Source organism: Halorussus ruber, from assembly GCF_004765785.1.
In the GTDB taxonomy this organism is placed as follows: Archaea; Halobacteriota; Halobacteria; order Halobacteriales; family Haladaptataceae; genus Halorussus; species Halorussus ruber.
The window spans coordinates 1-15,843 of record NZ_SBIT01000025.1 but is presented as its reverse complement, the minus strand read 5'-3'; the positions used below and the strand labels follow the sequence as shown (position 1 = coordinate 15,843).

Below are 15,843 nucleotides of genomic sequence, written 5' to 3'. Positions count from 1 at the left end.
GCGTCACCGTCGCGGTTCGAGTCGGTGGGGAGACGCGCCACGTCCTCGACCTCAGCGGCGAAGACGGCGAGCGCGCGTTCGAGAGCGCCTACATCGACGAGACGTTCGAGAATCCGACGGGCGAGACTGTAGAGGTCTGGATTCAGAAGGAGAATCTTGCGGGCGCGAGCCTGCCGTATCTCGACGTCGAGACGAAGCGTGACAGCGACGGCGACGGCCTGACGAACGGACTGGAGAAGTTAGGCATCAAGACCGGGACTGGACGGATTTATACCGACCCCTACGACGCAGATACCGACGGTGACGGACTGTCGGACAGCGAGGAGATTTTGGGGTACGTGCCGAGCTACGTCGATGCGGACTCGGGCCACTACCAGATGGTGAGTGACCCGACGAAGTTCGACACAGATCACGACGGCCTCAACGACTATGAAGAAACCGAGATTTGGGGGACTGGGCCGCGAAGCGCTGATACGGATGGTGACGGATTCGAGGATTATACTGACCCTCGTCCATCTATCGAGGATAACCCGCCGAAAGTGTCCGGAATCCAGTCGGAGAATTACAGAGAGTATATCGAGTTCTCGGTCGATGACGATTCATCAGTTTCTGTCGAAGGGAAACCAAAGTACGATCCTGATATCGTCGGTGAGTCGCGGTGGAACGCGAGTAAGGCCACGGTTATCGACAAGTCGGACAGCAAGTACCGAATTGAGTTCGACGACTATGGTCGTCTACACGAACCCCCAGAACGATACTGGGTGAATCTCACGGACGCTCATGGAAACGAACGGGTTCTCCAAATAAACGTACAAGACGGTGGTGGCGCAAAGCTAGCGGCAACAGGCGTCGCCGTTGGGGGGGCAATTTCGGCCCCAACCGACCCGAGTGTGGTAGCTCGGGTACTCCTCGGTGGTGCTATATTCACCTTATTTGTGGGGGGACAGTACCTCGTAAACGAGTACGTCTCTGCGGGCGGAGAAACAGTGAAGAATCAACCGGCAACAGGTGTTGAACAGCAGTATCCAGCGAGTGAAATTGCAGTTGAGACGGCGGTGACGCTCCCAACTGGAACAGTTTCAACCTCGACAGATCCACGAACTGGTGAACTACTCGTTCGTGGGTACGGATGGGAGTATATCGTCGAGACGACTGCAATCTCCCAATCTGAGATCAAGCAGGTGCTAAGTAATAACCCGACAGTTCACGAGCACGGAGAGGGCGATTACACCGTCATCGGTCGGACAGACTATCTTGAGGAAATTGTTATCTCGATTGTCGGCGGGACAATAATGGCGGCCTCCACAGACACCTTCGCTGAGGATCCCTGTGGTGAAGGCCAAGTTGAACTAGAAACAGAGGAGGAACACTATACACGGGAAGTTGATGATGGGCCAGATAAACCCGTTGATAGCCGTAGTGAAATGAAGAGATGGCTTGAGGAGGGAGAACTCATCAAAGCACTTGAGTATGCGAGTGGTAACCGATACTACATCATGAAGACACCATCGGGACAGTATACGGTCGTCTTCCTCCAAGCAGTTGCTAATCTCGGTGGTGCTGTCGAGGTGTGGCAATGGTTGAAGGAAGCGTCGTATCGGGTAAAGACAATCCTTACCGATGAAGATAATGCTAAGCGACTCTTCGAGACCGCCGAAGATGCAGAAAAAGCAGCAAGAGATTACCAACGACGAGAGTTAGATGAGGTGGATTGTTAGATGACAGTTGATAGTCGGCGTGAGTTGGAGGACAAAGCTCACTCGCTAGCTATGGATGGCAGCTTTAGTGAAGCTGCGGACAACTATGTCCGAGCAGGTTTTGAGGAGGCCGGTCAATTCTTTGGGCTGTCTAGTCGCGGAATAGAGCTAAGAATGTTCTTCAAGGCATGCCTTTGTTATCGCCTCGCTGAACAGGAGCGACAATGTCGGTTTGTTGCAGATTTTGCCATCGATTTAGCTAAAGAATATGCTACACGTGTAGAGGAAAAGACGCCAGATTCGCAGTTCCCAAATAACCCTGAACAGGGCGTCTGGTACGACTTTATCGGTGATTTTGAACAGGTAGCAGGATTCGGTGATGGGACTAAAGCTTACAATCGTGCTAAAAAAGTCTATAGCGAAACGGGAGATCCATTCGCTAGCTTTGGTGAAGGACCCATACGAAGTGTTCAGGCTATATTCGATGATCTAGTCTTCCATACCAATTCTGACCCAGATTTAGTAGCCGAATCGACACAAGGAAGGCTTACTGATTGGATAGAATATAAGCAGGAACGTTTGCCCAAATTAGTTCAGGATCTGATGACTTCTAAGAAATGGCACGGTCAGTAACAGTATAGACTCATATTAGAAATTAAGACAGAGATATAGGAGAATACTACGGTGGACTATACTTTAAATCATTATATGAAAAAGTGATGGATGGCCCTTGATGTTGACGTTATCAAACTTGGAAAGGTGGTGGAATGATGCAAATAACGGAAGAAGAACTGCGTTCTAACAGAGAGTTCAAAAAAGAGTTGATAGCAGAAGCCAAAACCGATTTAAAAGAAAATAAAGTCCCACATGATCGGGTTCATTTAGTCTATAATTCACTAGGTGGAGATTATCGTGACCTCGGCGTATACTCTTCGCTCCTAGCCGAAGAATCGAAGGCGTGCAAGCAGTTCGCCGAAGCGGCAGACTACTATCTATCAGGTGTCCGTACAGCGCGGGAACGTCAAGACGAGATCAGCAAAGGAAACCGAGGAAGTGAACCGAGCTACTTGCTCAAGGCTCTCTATACTGCACCTCTCGCATGTGATGACGAGTTACTGGATGAGGTAGCGAGAACAACGCTCGAAATGGACGCCACGTACGTTACTGAATTTCCGGATATGGACTTCAAGTACTATGCCGCAAAGGCTCTTGCGTCGGTTATCCTTGACACAGGAGAAGCCCAGGCGAATCTCCAGTCACTCAATAACTCTCTTGACGACTTGCGACCAGAAATGAGACAGTTCTTCGGTGCTATCGCTACTTTCATCGAAGGCATTTTTGCTTCTGATGAAAATATGGTAGCAGAGGGAATACAGCAATTGCTGGACCACCATTCTTCGACATTTAAAGGTGAGCCAACGACGACCAAGGAAGCGGTCAGTCTTCCTGCAACGGCTTTGTTGTTGCTTGCGAGGAAAAAGGAAACCGGCGTAAGTATCGAAAGTGAATATATTCTTCCGATAGCCGAAGGAGATGATTAGTTCCTTGATCAGAGGAATGTCCGTGAACTCATTTACCGATCGATGAAAGAAGGCGAGAGATCGTCCCATTGGGAAAATGGAAGTGTTATTTTGAGCCAACTGAGGAGAGGTGCCCAAATTCGGGGATTAGCGGAATGCGAGTCTCTGTTCTCCCAAATGGAAAAGTCGAAACTGCATTTCCATTAGTGGTAGCGCACCTAAGTGGGCTAACGGTGAATGGGTAAAGTGATACAGATGACGGCTGATAGTGTCTCAATTGAGTTCCTAAAGATTGGCTGTCAGTTCTTCGGCTAGTCGCTCTGCCTTACCCTGCTCAATTCCGACATGGCCCGCATGACTGACGAACTCGTCGTATGCTCTCCCCCGGTCGAAGCTCTCACGAGACACTATTTGACCAAACTGAAAGACGATACTATCGATTCGAAGTAGGGAAATCGGTTCTCCGAGAATCTGACTTACCCTGTCTGCGACGTCCGTCCATCGCGCTCGGACAACGTCCGGATCTTCTGTCGAGGTAAGTCCCACAAACACGGCTACTCGCTGTACGTGAGTATCACAGGGGATTGCAATATCGTCTGGGAAGTCAAGGTACTCGCCATTGACTATTAGATTGTGTATGTCGTAGATTTTCATTCCCAGAACGACCGTCTTCTGGTTCATTTTGTTCTTTCCACCGAGGCCAATCGCTGCTTCTTCCCAGACTTTTCGTGGCTCGTGATCGGGATACGTTTCGACGAACCACTCCGGATAGCCGTAGTCGTAGAGCTTCGACAGTCGCCCCCGCTTCATCTGAGTATACCGGGCGTTCACGGGTTCGTCCATGAACACGTCCATTATCGTCTTCACATCCTCAATCGAGTTCAACGAACCGTGGTCGAGTGCTACCTGACGAAGCGATTCCCAGTAGGCTTGGGCGTCAATGGCGAGCTGGAAATCGCTTAAACCGGCAGTCACCGACAGTAAGGCGAGATGAGCGTCACTATCGAACCGCCTATTGAGAACCGTGAGCGTCTTGTATTCCGGTTCGTACTCGTCGAACCGTGCGATTCCGTCGTGACCGAGATCCGCCAATGCACCTGCTAAGGCGTCTATCCGCGCCGAATGCGTCGCCATGGTCGTTAAACAATAGAGAGTGACATATTATTTTGGTACCCTTCGATAAAATCGCAAGGTCGACCCAGACGGTCACCGGGGGTCGATGGTCCAACTCGGTGGTCTGCTATGAATCGTTGACGCTCATGTTCATGTAGCCGCCTTTCACGACCTCCTCAAAGGGGTCGCCTTGGACGAGTGATTCTACGTCGTCGGTGTCCTCGAGTACAATCTCGGAGACGAACTGTGTGTTCGATGCCCAGTTTGGCGTGTCAGGAGCCGGGACGTAGACAAGTCGGATTACGTACGACCGACCACTCCGGACGAATGCCTTACAGCGACGATACTCGTTTGTCGTAAGCCTGAATTGATAGGGCGATGACCGGCCGTCGACGGCCTTCACTTCGACGGGAACGAACTGGTCTTGGTCGAATCCTCGACGAGACCCCGATAGTGGGCCGAATGGGTCGATCACGTCGAATCCGGGGCCCTGTTCGAGTGTCACGTTACAGAGTCGGACAAATGGATGGTCGCGGAGTGCTCGTCCGTCTTCTAGATACTCGCGCCAATTGACGATAGAGTCTCGGGTTAGCGTGCTCGACAACGCTGGCAGGAGTTCTTGGTCCCAGACGCGGTCAAGATGCCAATCGTAGTCCTCGTCTTGCTGGTCGTCGTGGAGCGTGCGGAACGACGACCGAATTGTCCGAATCATCCCCTTGGGTTGGTCTTCGAGCCATGTTGCGGCGTCGTCCAGAATCGCGACAAGCGTCGCGGCTTCACCTTGTTGGCCTCGGCCACGATACTGCGTACTCCCGCCACCACCACTACTACTAGTTATGCGTGTCGAAGCACTCTGCACTCCGAAGCTTCCGTCTAGCAGATTCTCCGTTGAAAACTGCATGCCGCGTTCTGCAGCCGATTGCAGGTCGCTCAGCGCATCGTCTTGATGGTCTTCGGCAGCGACGGTCGTTTCGTTCTCGGGGAGCGTACCTTCACGGACGTACTGCCGGAGCGCCGACTTGACCGTCGCTTGTTCGTCAGCGACGGCCTCGGAGACGGTGTCGAGGAATGGTTCGACGACGAGTGATTGGAATCGCGTTTCGGGCGTGTAGTAGAACAATCGGTCGCCTGTTGCATCCTCGTGGCGGAGTCGGTCTGGGAGTTCATCCGCCCACTCGATGCGTTCCTCCGTCGAGAGCGCCTGAAGTTGAGCCCGCCATACGTCTATTGTCTCAAATTCATCTGTCTCCGTTCGATCCCAGACTTTCATCACGGTGAGTACACGGCTGGACGCTGACCGAATTGACTGGGGGAATGCCGACTCTGCATCCACCGCTCGAACGTGATGCTGTAGCCACTTGATGACTACTCGTTCATCGTCGCTGTCGAGGGGCGCCATGCCAACGACCTTGCGCCACGGACGCCGATCCTCGCCGAACACACGACGTAGGACGAACTCAACCTCGGATGGAAGATTCTCGCGAACATTCCTAATGAACGACGCCTGAACTGATCCGTCATCGAACTCGGCATTCGAGGAGTCGTTACCGCATAATGCCTGTTCAAGGCCCTCGACAGCGCCATCGCCGTCACGTTCGACCGCGTCAACGACATCGTCGACCGAGACGGTGACACCGCCACCGAAGTGGTCCACCAAGGAGACGAGTGCGTCAAGTCGTTGCCGGAGATTGCGCCGCCGTTTCGTCCCAAGGATGCGTGTGACGTCGTCGACGGGGAAGGTTCGGCGATGCCAGCGTTTCGTGAGTTCGCCCGGCGAGAGGTCGCTGTCCAATGCTTCTCTGAACGTTGCTATCGTAGTTGGTTGTTCGGCGAGGAGCGAAACTGCGTACGCAAGCCCGCTTAGTTGTGGCTCATCATCGTACGCTGACGCGTTGAAGACGAAAGCTTCCTCACCGTTTCGAGGTTCGTAGAGACCAGATTTCGGGGAGTCAAGGCCAACCTCGGTCGTCTCTGGGAAACGTTCAGCAACCCGGAGATTGGCGATAGCGGTTTCCAAATCGTCCGCGAACTCTCGAATCGTGTCTTCGTTCGTCTGTTCGAGGGATGCGACGAGGAGTACCATCCGATCGCGGAGTTCCGTCTGGAAACGCCCTCCCGAGTCATCCGTGAACGTCAACTCGTCAGGGTCGAAGATTGGTTTCGATGCGTCCACCCGGTCAACATCGAGAGCTTTTGCGAGCCGGGTGAACGGGCCGGATGCAGTTCGGGCCAAAAGCCAGTAATCACCTTCTCTGACGGTGCGGCGTTCCCAGGGTTTCGGTGACTGGTCCTCGTAGTACCGGCCATCGTCGGCGTTTGCCCGTATCCAGTCTAGTGATGCGACCTGCCAATCCCCATCGATCTGAATTGGGAGGTGTGACAGGAACGGGAGGTTGAGGTCCGCTATCTCTGGTTCGTCCGTGGGCAAGTACCGAAGGATCGGTTCTAAGAGTGCAGTATAGGCGGCGTTCCAGTCGTTCTCACGTTCGTCCGGCACGTCGAGCGCGACCGGTTTCTCACCAAGCGAGTCTTCCGCGAGTACGGTGAGGAGTCGTTGGAGATGCCACATGGCCTCGGTCACGTCGAACGACTCGACTGGTTTGACGCCAAGCGTTCGAAGGAGTTCATCCGAGATGTCGAGACTGTCGGGGTCGACGTGCGGGAAGAGCCGCCATGCTTGCGCACCACGTGACCCTGACTCAGTGACCGCATACGTGAGTCGGGCCGTGTCCTCACCCCAGCGGTCACGAAGCTCAGGGTCTTCCAATTCGACTGACTCCCAGACCGGGAGATGGCGGAGTTGCCAGTTCAGGAGGGTTGGGACCGGCTTCGTCCATCCGTATCCATCGCGCTGGTGGCCGTGTGAACACGTCCAGCCGGTTTCGAGTATCGAATCGGCGACCTCGTCCTCGTATCGCCGAAGTAGTTCGAGGAGATTCTCTCCGCCGAGTCGATGGAACTCGTCGACGTCGTCCACCCAAATCCACGCGGCAAGGTAGACATCTTCGAGGACACCATCTGTTTTGACGTTGCATTTGCTTGAGTGCTCAGCAGTCGTTTGCGGATGCCGTCCGGGGGCAGTAACCCACTGTTGGTAAGTATCGTCGAATTCGGCGAGCGTCTGCTGAAGGGCAGTTGTCTCGTCCGGAAGTTCCGCCATGGTCGTTAAATCGCTAGACGACCATTCGGCGGGGTTCCACGACGCACTACTTCGCGTCCGTGGGTGTCCGGAGCCGTACATCCATACGGTTCGAAGATTCGGGAAGACCGACACGCCGAACAGCGAGAGCGTCTTCACAATTCGCTCGTAGGCATCGTCAGCCCGCAACGGGTTCGCAATGGCTTCCCATGTCTCTTCGGATGGCGCAGGCCACGTGGTGTTCTTACTGCTATCGAACGCATCCCACTCCTCGATCGTATCGTTATCGTGAGCCTGTGCACGGAGTCGTTGCCAGTCATCACCGAGTATCGTCTCGCCGATATTGTGCAGGCCGGCGTTACGAGGCAAGGCAAGCACGTTGTTCCGGAGGTTGAGTCGCCGCCGGAGATTCTGACGTTGGTCGCCATCCCCCGTGGACACAGCAGACTCCACGTAGCTCGTCGGAAGAAACGACCCTTCGGTCGTCTGGAGGTCTGGCGATTCACTCCCGAGCTTGTCAATCTGGTTTGCAAGGAAGTAGAAGTCTAATGCCTCAATACGCGTCGCGTCGTCGGTCACGAACGTATCCAGTAGTTCACGGAAGTAACTCGGCGTCCCGTCGTAGATTCGAACACCCCACGGGCGACCGGCTAACTCGAGGACACGACGAGCGCGCTCGTCCTGTTCGACCGCGCGGTCAAGGAAGTATACTTGGAAGCTCGACTTCTCGGGTGGAACTTTGGGTGGTTCGATGTCGCGGTCAGGTGGGTTAATATTCCAGAGCACTGACCGCGTACGGTTCGTGCCACGCTCGTTCGGGTTCGGCCCGGACCGCGCTTCGACCGGCACGAGCAGAACCGTGTCGGCTGACTCGCCACCAGATGACGTGTCCGTGACCCCGCTACCAACGGCTGTCTCGCCACTCGTACGTCGGCAGGGCAAGAGGTACACACCTTCAAGATGGTCGGACAATTCGCCGAGCGTCGACGAGAGTTGCTCGTCGTTGGTTCCAGACCGGAGTATCGTCTCGACAGTCCCAAGAAATAGTGACTGGGCTGTTTCGGTATCACAAACGATGTGCGTCTCGTTTCTATCTAGGGTTTCTCGGTCAAGATGATTTCCGAGAATAGCGCTCCACGAGCGAGCGACTTGACTGGAGAACGCTTCCGTGTCGTCGACTGCAAGTAGCGTATTAATTCGATCCGTCCACGGATCGGGGAATGACCGACAGCCCTCGAATGTCGCTTGAGTCGGAAAGCGACGGTCGATAACGGTGTCGGTGATCGTCGCGTTCAGCGAGTCGATCACGTCGTAGAGTGCGAGGAATCCGTCACGCACTGTTGTCTCCCAGTGTAAGAGTGCCTTGTCGGGAACGACAGGTTGTCGCTCGTCGTCTGTGGTGCCGACAGTCGGGATACATGACCGTTCGCGGAGTTCGTCGTAGACCGAAGCTCGGAACCACGTGAGCAGGCTCGCTTGTGAGCTTGGGTCGTCAGGATAGTGCTTCGGTGATGGGGGGAGGAGAACCCACGGATACCGGTCGCCGAAATCACTGTCGGCTGCCGCCTCTGCAACGCGCCCGACGAGTTCGACGCCGCGTTCGAGAACTGCGCGATTGTCAGCGAGGCTGTTGAGGCTGAGGTCCTTCCGGTTCGTCTCGACTGTGAAGTGGCCGTGGAGACAGAAGGGAAGCGAGATATCTCGTGTATTCTCAATTGGATAGTACAGGTACAATGGATATTCTTGCGGCCGGTTACGATGTGATGCTGGGCGTGGGACGAGTAGTTGCGTGTCGGTATCCGCGTCGTCGAAACCGAACTGGTCGAACTGCTCGTTAGGGAACGACCTACCTTCCCCTGTTACAGTTACCGTGACGGTCTGATGATGGAGCGTCTCGCTCTCAAGCGTTCCGGAGGTCCGACTGATATCCCAGCGTTCTCGAACTGGCTCGTCTACTCCGTCGACACGTTCGAGCAGGAGTGTATCGATACCCCCGAATTGGACGAGTGTCTCAGGTGTGAGTCCCTCGTCGTCAGCGCTCTTCGCGAGATACGACCAGAGTCGTTCTGCTCGGTCGGCGGCGGTTCTGTCGGCGGATTCCGATGTCTGAAGGTCGAAGCTCTCGAGGATGTCTCGCCAGTCTTCGTCTTCGTACTCGACGAACACGGCAGTCCGGAACGGTTCACCAATCCACTCCTCGACGTCACCCGCGAGAAGGGCTGAGGCCCGGTCAGCGACAGGATCGTTCGGGCCTGCTGTTGTTTCGAGGGGAACTGGGAAATCGAATAGTGGGAGTTTAGCGATGTCCTCACGGGCGTCATGGTCTAGTGGTTTGGTTCGGTGTCCATTCTGGGATGGTTCTATCATCGAGTCGATTGGCTCGTTCGGCACCATCCCGCGGAGGTTCGTTGCGGATGTGTCGTAGCCTAGTGTCGAGAGTAACGCAGCGGTAACGTACGACCGGCTTAACCGGACACGGAGGGTGCCGTTTGTTGCAGCATCGTGTCGTGTCCAGATTTCGAAAGCATCCCCCGTTGCGAGGATGGATTTGAGACCGACACCTTTGTGTCCGATTTCTTGGTCGGAGTTCCCTTTCGAAGATTCGCCGATCATCGTGACGGCGTCTTCTACGTCTGGGTCGAACAGATCGAATGGACTGCCGGTGTTCGCGACGAGAATGCCTTCGTCGTATACGCCGACGTAGACGCGACCACTGTCTGTGTCGGCGGGGATGGCGTCGCGAGCGTTCTGGAGGAGTTCAAGAATTTCTCGGCCTTCGTGACCGCCGGCAATTGCTCGTTCGGCGTTCCCGCTTTTCACCTTATCGCGGAGGCGTTCTGAAACCGTTTTTGAAGCTGTCGATGCAGAAAAGTTCTCGAGAAAGTGTTCCCACCGGTCACTCCACCGTTCGAAGAGTTGGTCTTCAGAAAGAGTACTGATGACGCCAGACTCGCTTGACATGATAATCTAATTGGGTTATTTATACATAAAATTCAGGGTAGTATGAGTATCCTGCAAGGAAAATGAAGGTCGATGATAGTACAAACCCGAAAGTGACCGTAAGAGACTGACACCGAAACGTCGCATTCGAGGTATACGCACGCTGTCACCGCCATAAAGACCCACCCTTGGGGGCAGAGGTAACAGTACCTTGGATAACCCTTGTTTAGACTAAATAGGCCCGAAGTATATCTATACTGTATAGTTATGGAGCATAGCTCTGGGGTATAACTATGGAGTATAGCTAGCAGGTGTGGCTATGAGTGGATGTATTTAGGGCTGTTCTTGGGGAGTAGAGCAAATCGTACACTTAAGAAATGATTTATACTTTGGATGTGGCTATGCTCGGTGGTGATTGCGAATCTCTATCCGCGATAGCTATCCAGCATAGCCATATAGTATAGCTATCTAGTATAGCCACACAGTATAGCTATCCGTGATAGCTATAGAGTATAGCTAAGCTTTGCATCAGATAGAAGTATGCAATCCCCCCACCAAGCATAATCCCAGAATATAGCTATAGAGTATAGCTGTCCGGAATAGCTATAGAGTGTAGTTTCATCCTGTAGTTTTATAACTATAGGGTGAGACGCCCCTTTTATGTTGACCTACGCAGTGTATAGCGAAGCAGGCGGCGTCGGCAAAACAACCCTCTCTGCAAACCTCGCCCGCGCACACGCCGAGAATGGCTACGACGTACTTGTCGTCGACCTCGACCCCCAAGACGGCAGTCTCTCCCACTTACTCGGCGTCGACGAAGACCGAGCTGATGGCGATGCCGACACACTCGTCCACCACATGATCGACCGCCCAAAAGGCGACCTCAACGACCTCTTCAAAACAACCGAAGGATTCGACGTTCTACCCTCCCACAACCGTCTCGAAGACCTCGGCTCCCTCCTCGACCGCGCCGCCCAAACCGCTGAAGACCTCGGAGAATCGTTCAGCAAATTCGGCCGTCTCCAACACGTCCTCGCAAAAAGCAACATTCCCGAGAACTACGACATCCTCATCGTCGACCCGCCAGCGACAGTCGGCCCACACCTCTACAACGCCATCTACGCGACACGCTCACTCGTCATTCCAGTCGAACCGACAGGGAAAGGCAGCGAATCCATCGAAGGTCTCGAATCCGTCGTCGCTGGTATCGAAGATACACTCGACATCCAAGTCGGCGTCCTCGCCGCGGTCGTCAATCGGTTCGAAGGCACCAACGACCAACAAGCCATCCACGAGAAAGTGGACGACCTCCCATACCCAAATCCCGTCACCCTCCGAAAGCGCTCGTCACTCTTCGAGAAGTGCTGGTCAATTCAGGGATCTGCGTTCGCCGTTGAAGACACCGACAACGTCCGCAAACTCCGCGACTACGAACACGAAACGCTCGACCGAATCCATGACCTCGCCAGCTTCCTCGAGGAGCGTGGTAACCTATGAAAGAAGGCACGGGCGGCGACCCATTCGCTGACGACCCCGCAGATTCAGCCGAGACAGCAACGCCCGCCGATACAACGGACTCCGACACTACGGACACCCCCGACGCCGACCGCTCTCAACTATCGACAGAGACCCCCTCCACAGCCAGCGATAATACAGACGCAAACGACACCCAAACGACGACGAGTGAACAGTCGGATACGCAACTCCCCTATTACTATCGCCGTGAGACAGTAAAAGAGGGGCGCGACCAAGTCCCGTTCTTCCTTCGTAAACACGTCCAAGATCTCGAAGACGACTTTATCGCCGATCTCGAGCGCCGACTTAACGCATCGAACGTCTACAAAGCAGACGCCCGCGAGGCAGCACTACAGGTGGTTTACGAAAACCACGCTACTGAAGTCGCCGACCTTCTCCGCGAGTGGGGTTACGACCGGTAGTTAGGGCAGTCGGCCTTGTTTTTAACGTAGGTCAGTCCTATGTCTGGTGACATCCTCGCTCGCTTTGAACGACAGGGAGCTCCTCCAACGACAGCCTCGCACTGGAGGTTTCAGGACGAAAACTATGCATACGTCATCGCTCTGGGTTGTGGACTTGCCGTGCGGTGTCCTGTGGCGCTGTCACTGGCGCTCCCGTCCAGAGGCGAGTCATCGGTGTGCAAAACCATCGGAACCAGTAGTGCCAGTACCCTCTCCGGTATTGCCACTAACTATTTTAATTAAGACGACTAACTAATGTTAGAGCCACTATTGCTAGTTTCCCTTAAAATCGGCTTGTCTTCCAATTTTACTGGCAATAGTGGAGTGTCCGACAAAACATACAGTAGGTGACTGTTATGTTCTATTGGTACTGCCTTGTTAGGGCAATTTGAGAAACGAGCAGGTTGAGAAGCTATTGATTTGTGCTACTCTTAGACCTGCTCAGAGAGACGGCTATGCTTGAATGTTGGCGGTGGGAGTGGACGGATGTTCGCTTAGAGAGTATGCCGCTGAGAGATATTGAAGGTAGAGTTTCGCGTTGGGACGGAACGCGGTCGGAGAGAGACACCCCTCGTTGCCGCTGTAAACTCAATGAAGACGGGAAACTTCCTGAGAAACACGACCGACGCAAATTTTCCCTTAGCTGCAACTACATTACTGTGCGTTAGTTTTATATAGTAATTCTGTGTTATAGTTCACTAAACGAGTCGCAATCAAATAGCGACCTTTGGTCGCTATCAGTCTCGCTGAAGCGACAACCTGATACTTATTCAAGCAGCGCGCTATCGAGCATTTTTGCCTTGGTATAACGGGTAATACCGTCCCTAAATGATCGTGCGGATCATGCCGGATAGTGCTACTGTTTACAGCGGCAACGAGGGGTGTGCCTGTTTACCAGAGTTAACCGTCCAACTTCTTTGCTATCCGTCTACAATAAGAAAAAACGTCGAGTTATCGGAGCCGATGAGATACTATTCGGATAACTCTCGGAAGGTGGTTGTTGCGTGTTCTTACAGCGGCAACGAGGGGTGAGTGTCCGGTTTCTCTCTGAACTTGGTATTCTGATGATGGCAAACCGAAGGTTACAGCGGAACTTCGGGGTCTTACAGCGGCAACGAGGGGTGGGGGACATGAGCATTAGGCGTACTATTCCCCAATTCTTGGTTTTACAGCGGCAACAAGGGGGGCATACAGCGGCAAACCGGTATAACTAAATCCCAATCTTGATATACGATTCCAACAAGCATCTTAAACAAGAATGTCGAGCTCTATCGACTACTTTGGGGATGATCCAATTTTCGAGAACAAGGAACTTCTCCAGATATCTCACCTCCCCGAGGACGACGACGACATCATCGGACGGGAGGAGGAACTCAAGAATCTCGGCCGAGCCCTCCGCCCGGCACTCAACGGTAACACGCCGAACAACGTCTTCCTCTACGGGAAAACCGGCACCGGCAAGTCCCTCTGCTCCAAGTTCATTAGCCGCCAACTCATACGGGAGGCGTCCAACAACAATGTCCGCGTTGGCTACGCCTATGTTGACTGCCTTCAGGACTCCACCGAAACCCAGGCTGTTCGCAATGCGGGCACTCAACTCAACCATCCTGACCAGACTGGTATCTCTATTCCGGAGACTGGTATCTCGACCGCCGCCTACTACAAGCGCCTTTGGAACGTCATCGACGAAACCTACGACGTCGCCATCATCATCCTTGACGAGGTGGACAAACTCGAAAACGACTCCGTTCTCATGCAACTCTCGCGCGCCGCGGAATCGGAGAAACTCCAGCAAAGCAAAGTCGCCACCATCGCAATCTCGAACAAGATTCGATACAAGGAGAAACTGAACGAACGCGTCAAAAGTAGCCTCTGCGAAGTTGATTACGTCTTCCCCCCATACGACGCGACGCAACTCCGTCAGATTCTCGAAGCACGTAGTGACGCCTTTGCCGACGGTGTCATCGAAGACGGTGTTATTCCGAAGGTCGCAGCGCTCGCCGCTCGTGAACACGGTGACGCCCGGAAGGCCATCGATATCCTCCGGTTTGCCGGTGAGATCGCTGAAAAGCACGGCGACAGCACCGTCAACGAAGACCATGTCGAAGAGGCCCAAGAACGCGAAGAGCAGAATCGACTCTCGGAACTCATCTCCAAATCGCCACCACACTCCCAGCAGGTCCTGCTCGCGCTTGCATTCCAGGCCCAACAGGCTGCCGAAGAGACTCCGGAGATTCCGAACACGGACATTTATGAGATGTACCGCCAGCTCTGTGAACAGGACGGTCTCTCCCCGTTGAAACAGCGCCGTGTTCGAGACATCCTCTCGGAACTTGAGTTCCTCTCGATCATCGACCAGGACCGCCGCGGCCGCGGCAAAGGCAAGGGCGGCTACACCGTCAACCAACTGCTCGATGATCCAGAGCTTGTCGTTAAGGCCTGCCAGGCCGCCAAGGAGTAGCAGGGCTTCGTTAGCGGATCAGGACACATGCCTGTCGGGGAAGTCGTACGTAGATCGACCCCTGCGTCGATTCCGGGAAGCCGTATTGTAGTGACTGTCTGAGCAATAGAATTATCCCGGTTCTACACGTCTGCGGTTGCACAGAATGAACGAGAGTGAATTCAGCGAGCTCGTTTCGTCACTAACGCCCCACGAATCGGCAGATACCGTGAACACGTACCGGAACACGGTCAGCATCGCATGTCCGGCCTGCGACCGACCGTTCGACGACCTGGTCGTCTGCGAGGGAGAGTACGATAGCCTCGAACTGAGCAAGGTCCTCGACCTCTGCGTGACGACCGTGGACGACGATGTGCTCCTATTCACCCATCAGGACTGATCATGTCTTCTTGTCGAACGGTATTGCCATGCCCGGCGATCGGACACCAACGTCTGTTTACCTTAAGGTCGGATACTGACAGGTCTTCATCTCTCGGAACATACCATTTCCAGTAACGCACCATATTCTATTCCTACTAACCGAAACGAAAACTACTTCTCCGACTCAACTGGACCCTTGTACTGCGAACGGATTTTGTCTCCGTCCCGCCACTGCCAATAGTAGTACCGATTATCGTTGACCTCCTTGATCGTGATTGTTGCCTTCGATGGGACGTCCTCTGGGAGATCGTCCGGCCGTTCTTCGATTTCATTTTCCTCTTCTTTCTCGGCAAGACGAGCCTCACGCTCATGGTGTTCAGCGAGTTCCTCTGCATAGCTGGCGACGTGACGAAGGAGCTCGGGCGAGGAGTCGTTGAGTGTGTCGACGATGTCGGTGGGGAGTTCAGTTGGGGGTGTCGGTGGCTCGTAGGACATGGTAACTACTCTGTGTCGCTCTTGTGTAGAACTACGGAAAGCCCCTGTAGTTACACTGAGCCAGCCATAATCTGGGAGTATGTCGTCTGCTCAGCCAGCGTTCGGCGCGATGTTTCGAGAGCTGATCGAGCTGGGCGTCGTC

At 54.0% G+C, this 15,843-nt stretch carries 9 protein-coding genes and 1 pseudogene; 7 read left to right on the top strand and 3 right to left on the bottom strand.

Annotated elements, in window-relative coordinates:
- The 3 genes and pseudogenes from EPL01_RS21910 to EPL01_RS21115 form a co-directional block, all read left to right on the top strand.
- Positions 1–1,718: pseudogene (locus EPL01_RS21910) on the top strand (hypothetical protein); the annotation flags it as partial.
- Positions 1,719–2,330 carry a hypothetical protein gene (locus EPL01_RS21120; RefSeq protein ID WP_135827262.1) on the top strand — a complete coding sequence of 204 codons (612 nt, stop codon included), beginning with the start codon at positions 1,719–1,721 and terminating at the stop codon, positions 2,328–2,330. It abuts the pseudogene before it with no gap.
- Positions 2,331–2,467: 137 nt separating this feature from the next.
- The gene (locus EPL01_RS21115) at positions 2,468–3,238 is read left to right on the top strand and encodes an Imm49 family immunity protein (protein WP_168215975.1); all 771 of its coding nucleotides are present in this window, start codon (positions 2,468–2,470) and stop codon (positions 3,236–3,238) included.
- 264 nt (positions 3,239–3,502) lie between these two features.
- On the opposite strand, the gene EPL01_RS21110 is transcribed toward EPL01_RS21115, so the two are convergent.
- Both EPL01_RS21110 and EPL01_RS21105 read right to left on the bottom strand, forming a co-directional pair.
- Entirely contained in the window at positions 3,503–4,351 is an 849-nt protein-coding gene (locus tag EPL01_RS21110; RefSeq protein ID WP_135827260.1) for an N-glycosylase/DNA lyase, read from the bottom strand.
- Between the two features lie 106 nt (positions 4,352–4,457).
- Positions 4,458–10,430, bottom strand: a complete 5,973-nt coding sequence (locus EPL01_RS21105; protein WP_135827259.1) for a sacsin N-terminal ATP-binding-like domain-containing protein — start codon at positions 10,428–10,430, stop codon at positions 4,458–4,460.
- A 639-nt stretch (positions 10,431–11,069) separates the two neighbouring features.
- On the opposite strand from EPL01_RS21105, the gene EPL01_RS21100 reads away from it, so the two are divergent.
- The 4 genes from EPL01_RS21100 (at position 11,070) to EPL01_RS21085 (ending at position 15,225) form a co-directional block, all read left to right on the top strand.
- Entirely contained in the window at positions 11,070–11,906 is an 837-nt protein-coding gene (locus tag EPL01_RS21100) for a ParA family protein (RefSeq protein ID WP_135827258.1), read from the top strand.
- Positions 11,903–12,346 (top strand): DUF7970 domain-containing protein, encoded by a 444-nt coding sequence (locus EPL01_RS21095; RefSeq protein WP_135827257.1) that lies wholly within the window; start codon positions 11,903–11,905, stop codon positions 12,344–12,346. Before EPL01_RS21100 ends, EPL01_RS21095 begins: the two co-directional genes overlap by 4 nt.
- A 1,297-nt stretch (positions 12,347–13,643) precedes the next feature.
- Complete coding sequence (locus tag EPL01_RS21090; RefSeq protein WP_135827256.1) at positions 13,644–14,846, top strand: orc1/cdc6 family replication initiation protein; 1,203 nt, start codon at positions 13,644–13,646, stop codon at positions 14,844–14,846.
- Positions 14,847–14,991: 145 nt separating this feature from the next.
- Positions 14,992–15,225 carry a DUF7385 family protein gene (locus EPL01_RS21085; RefSeq protein WP_135827255.1) on the top strand — a complete coding sequence of 78 codons (234 nt, stop codon included), beginning with the start codon at positions 14,992–14,994 and terminating at the stop codon, positions 15,223–15,225.
- 152 nt (positions 15,226–15,377) lie between these two features.
- On the opposite strand, the gene EPL01_RS21080 is transcribed toward EPL01_RS21085, so the two are convergent.
- A complete protein-coding gene (locus EPL01_RS21080; RefSeq protein ID WP_135827254.1) occupies positions 15,378–15,701 on the bottom strand; it encodes a DUF6788 family protein in 324 nt (107 codons plus the stop codon).
- Positions 15,702–15,843: the final 142 nt, after the last annotated feature.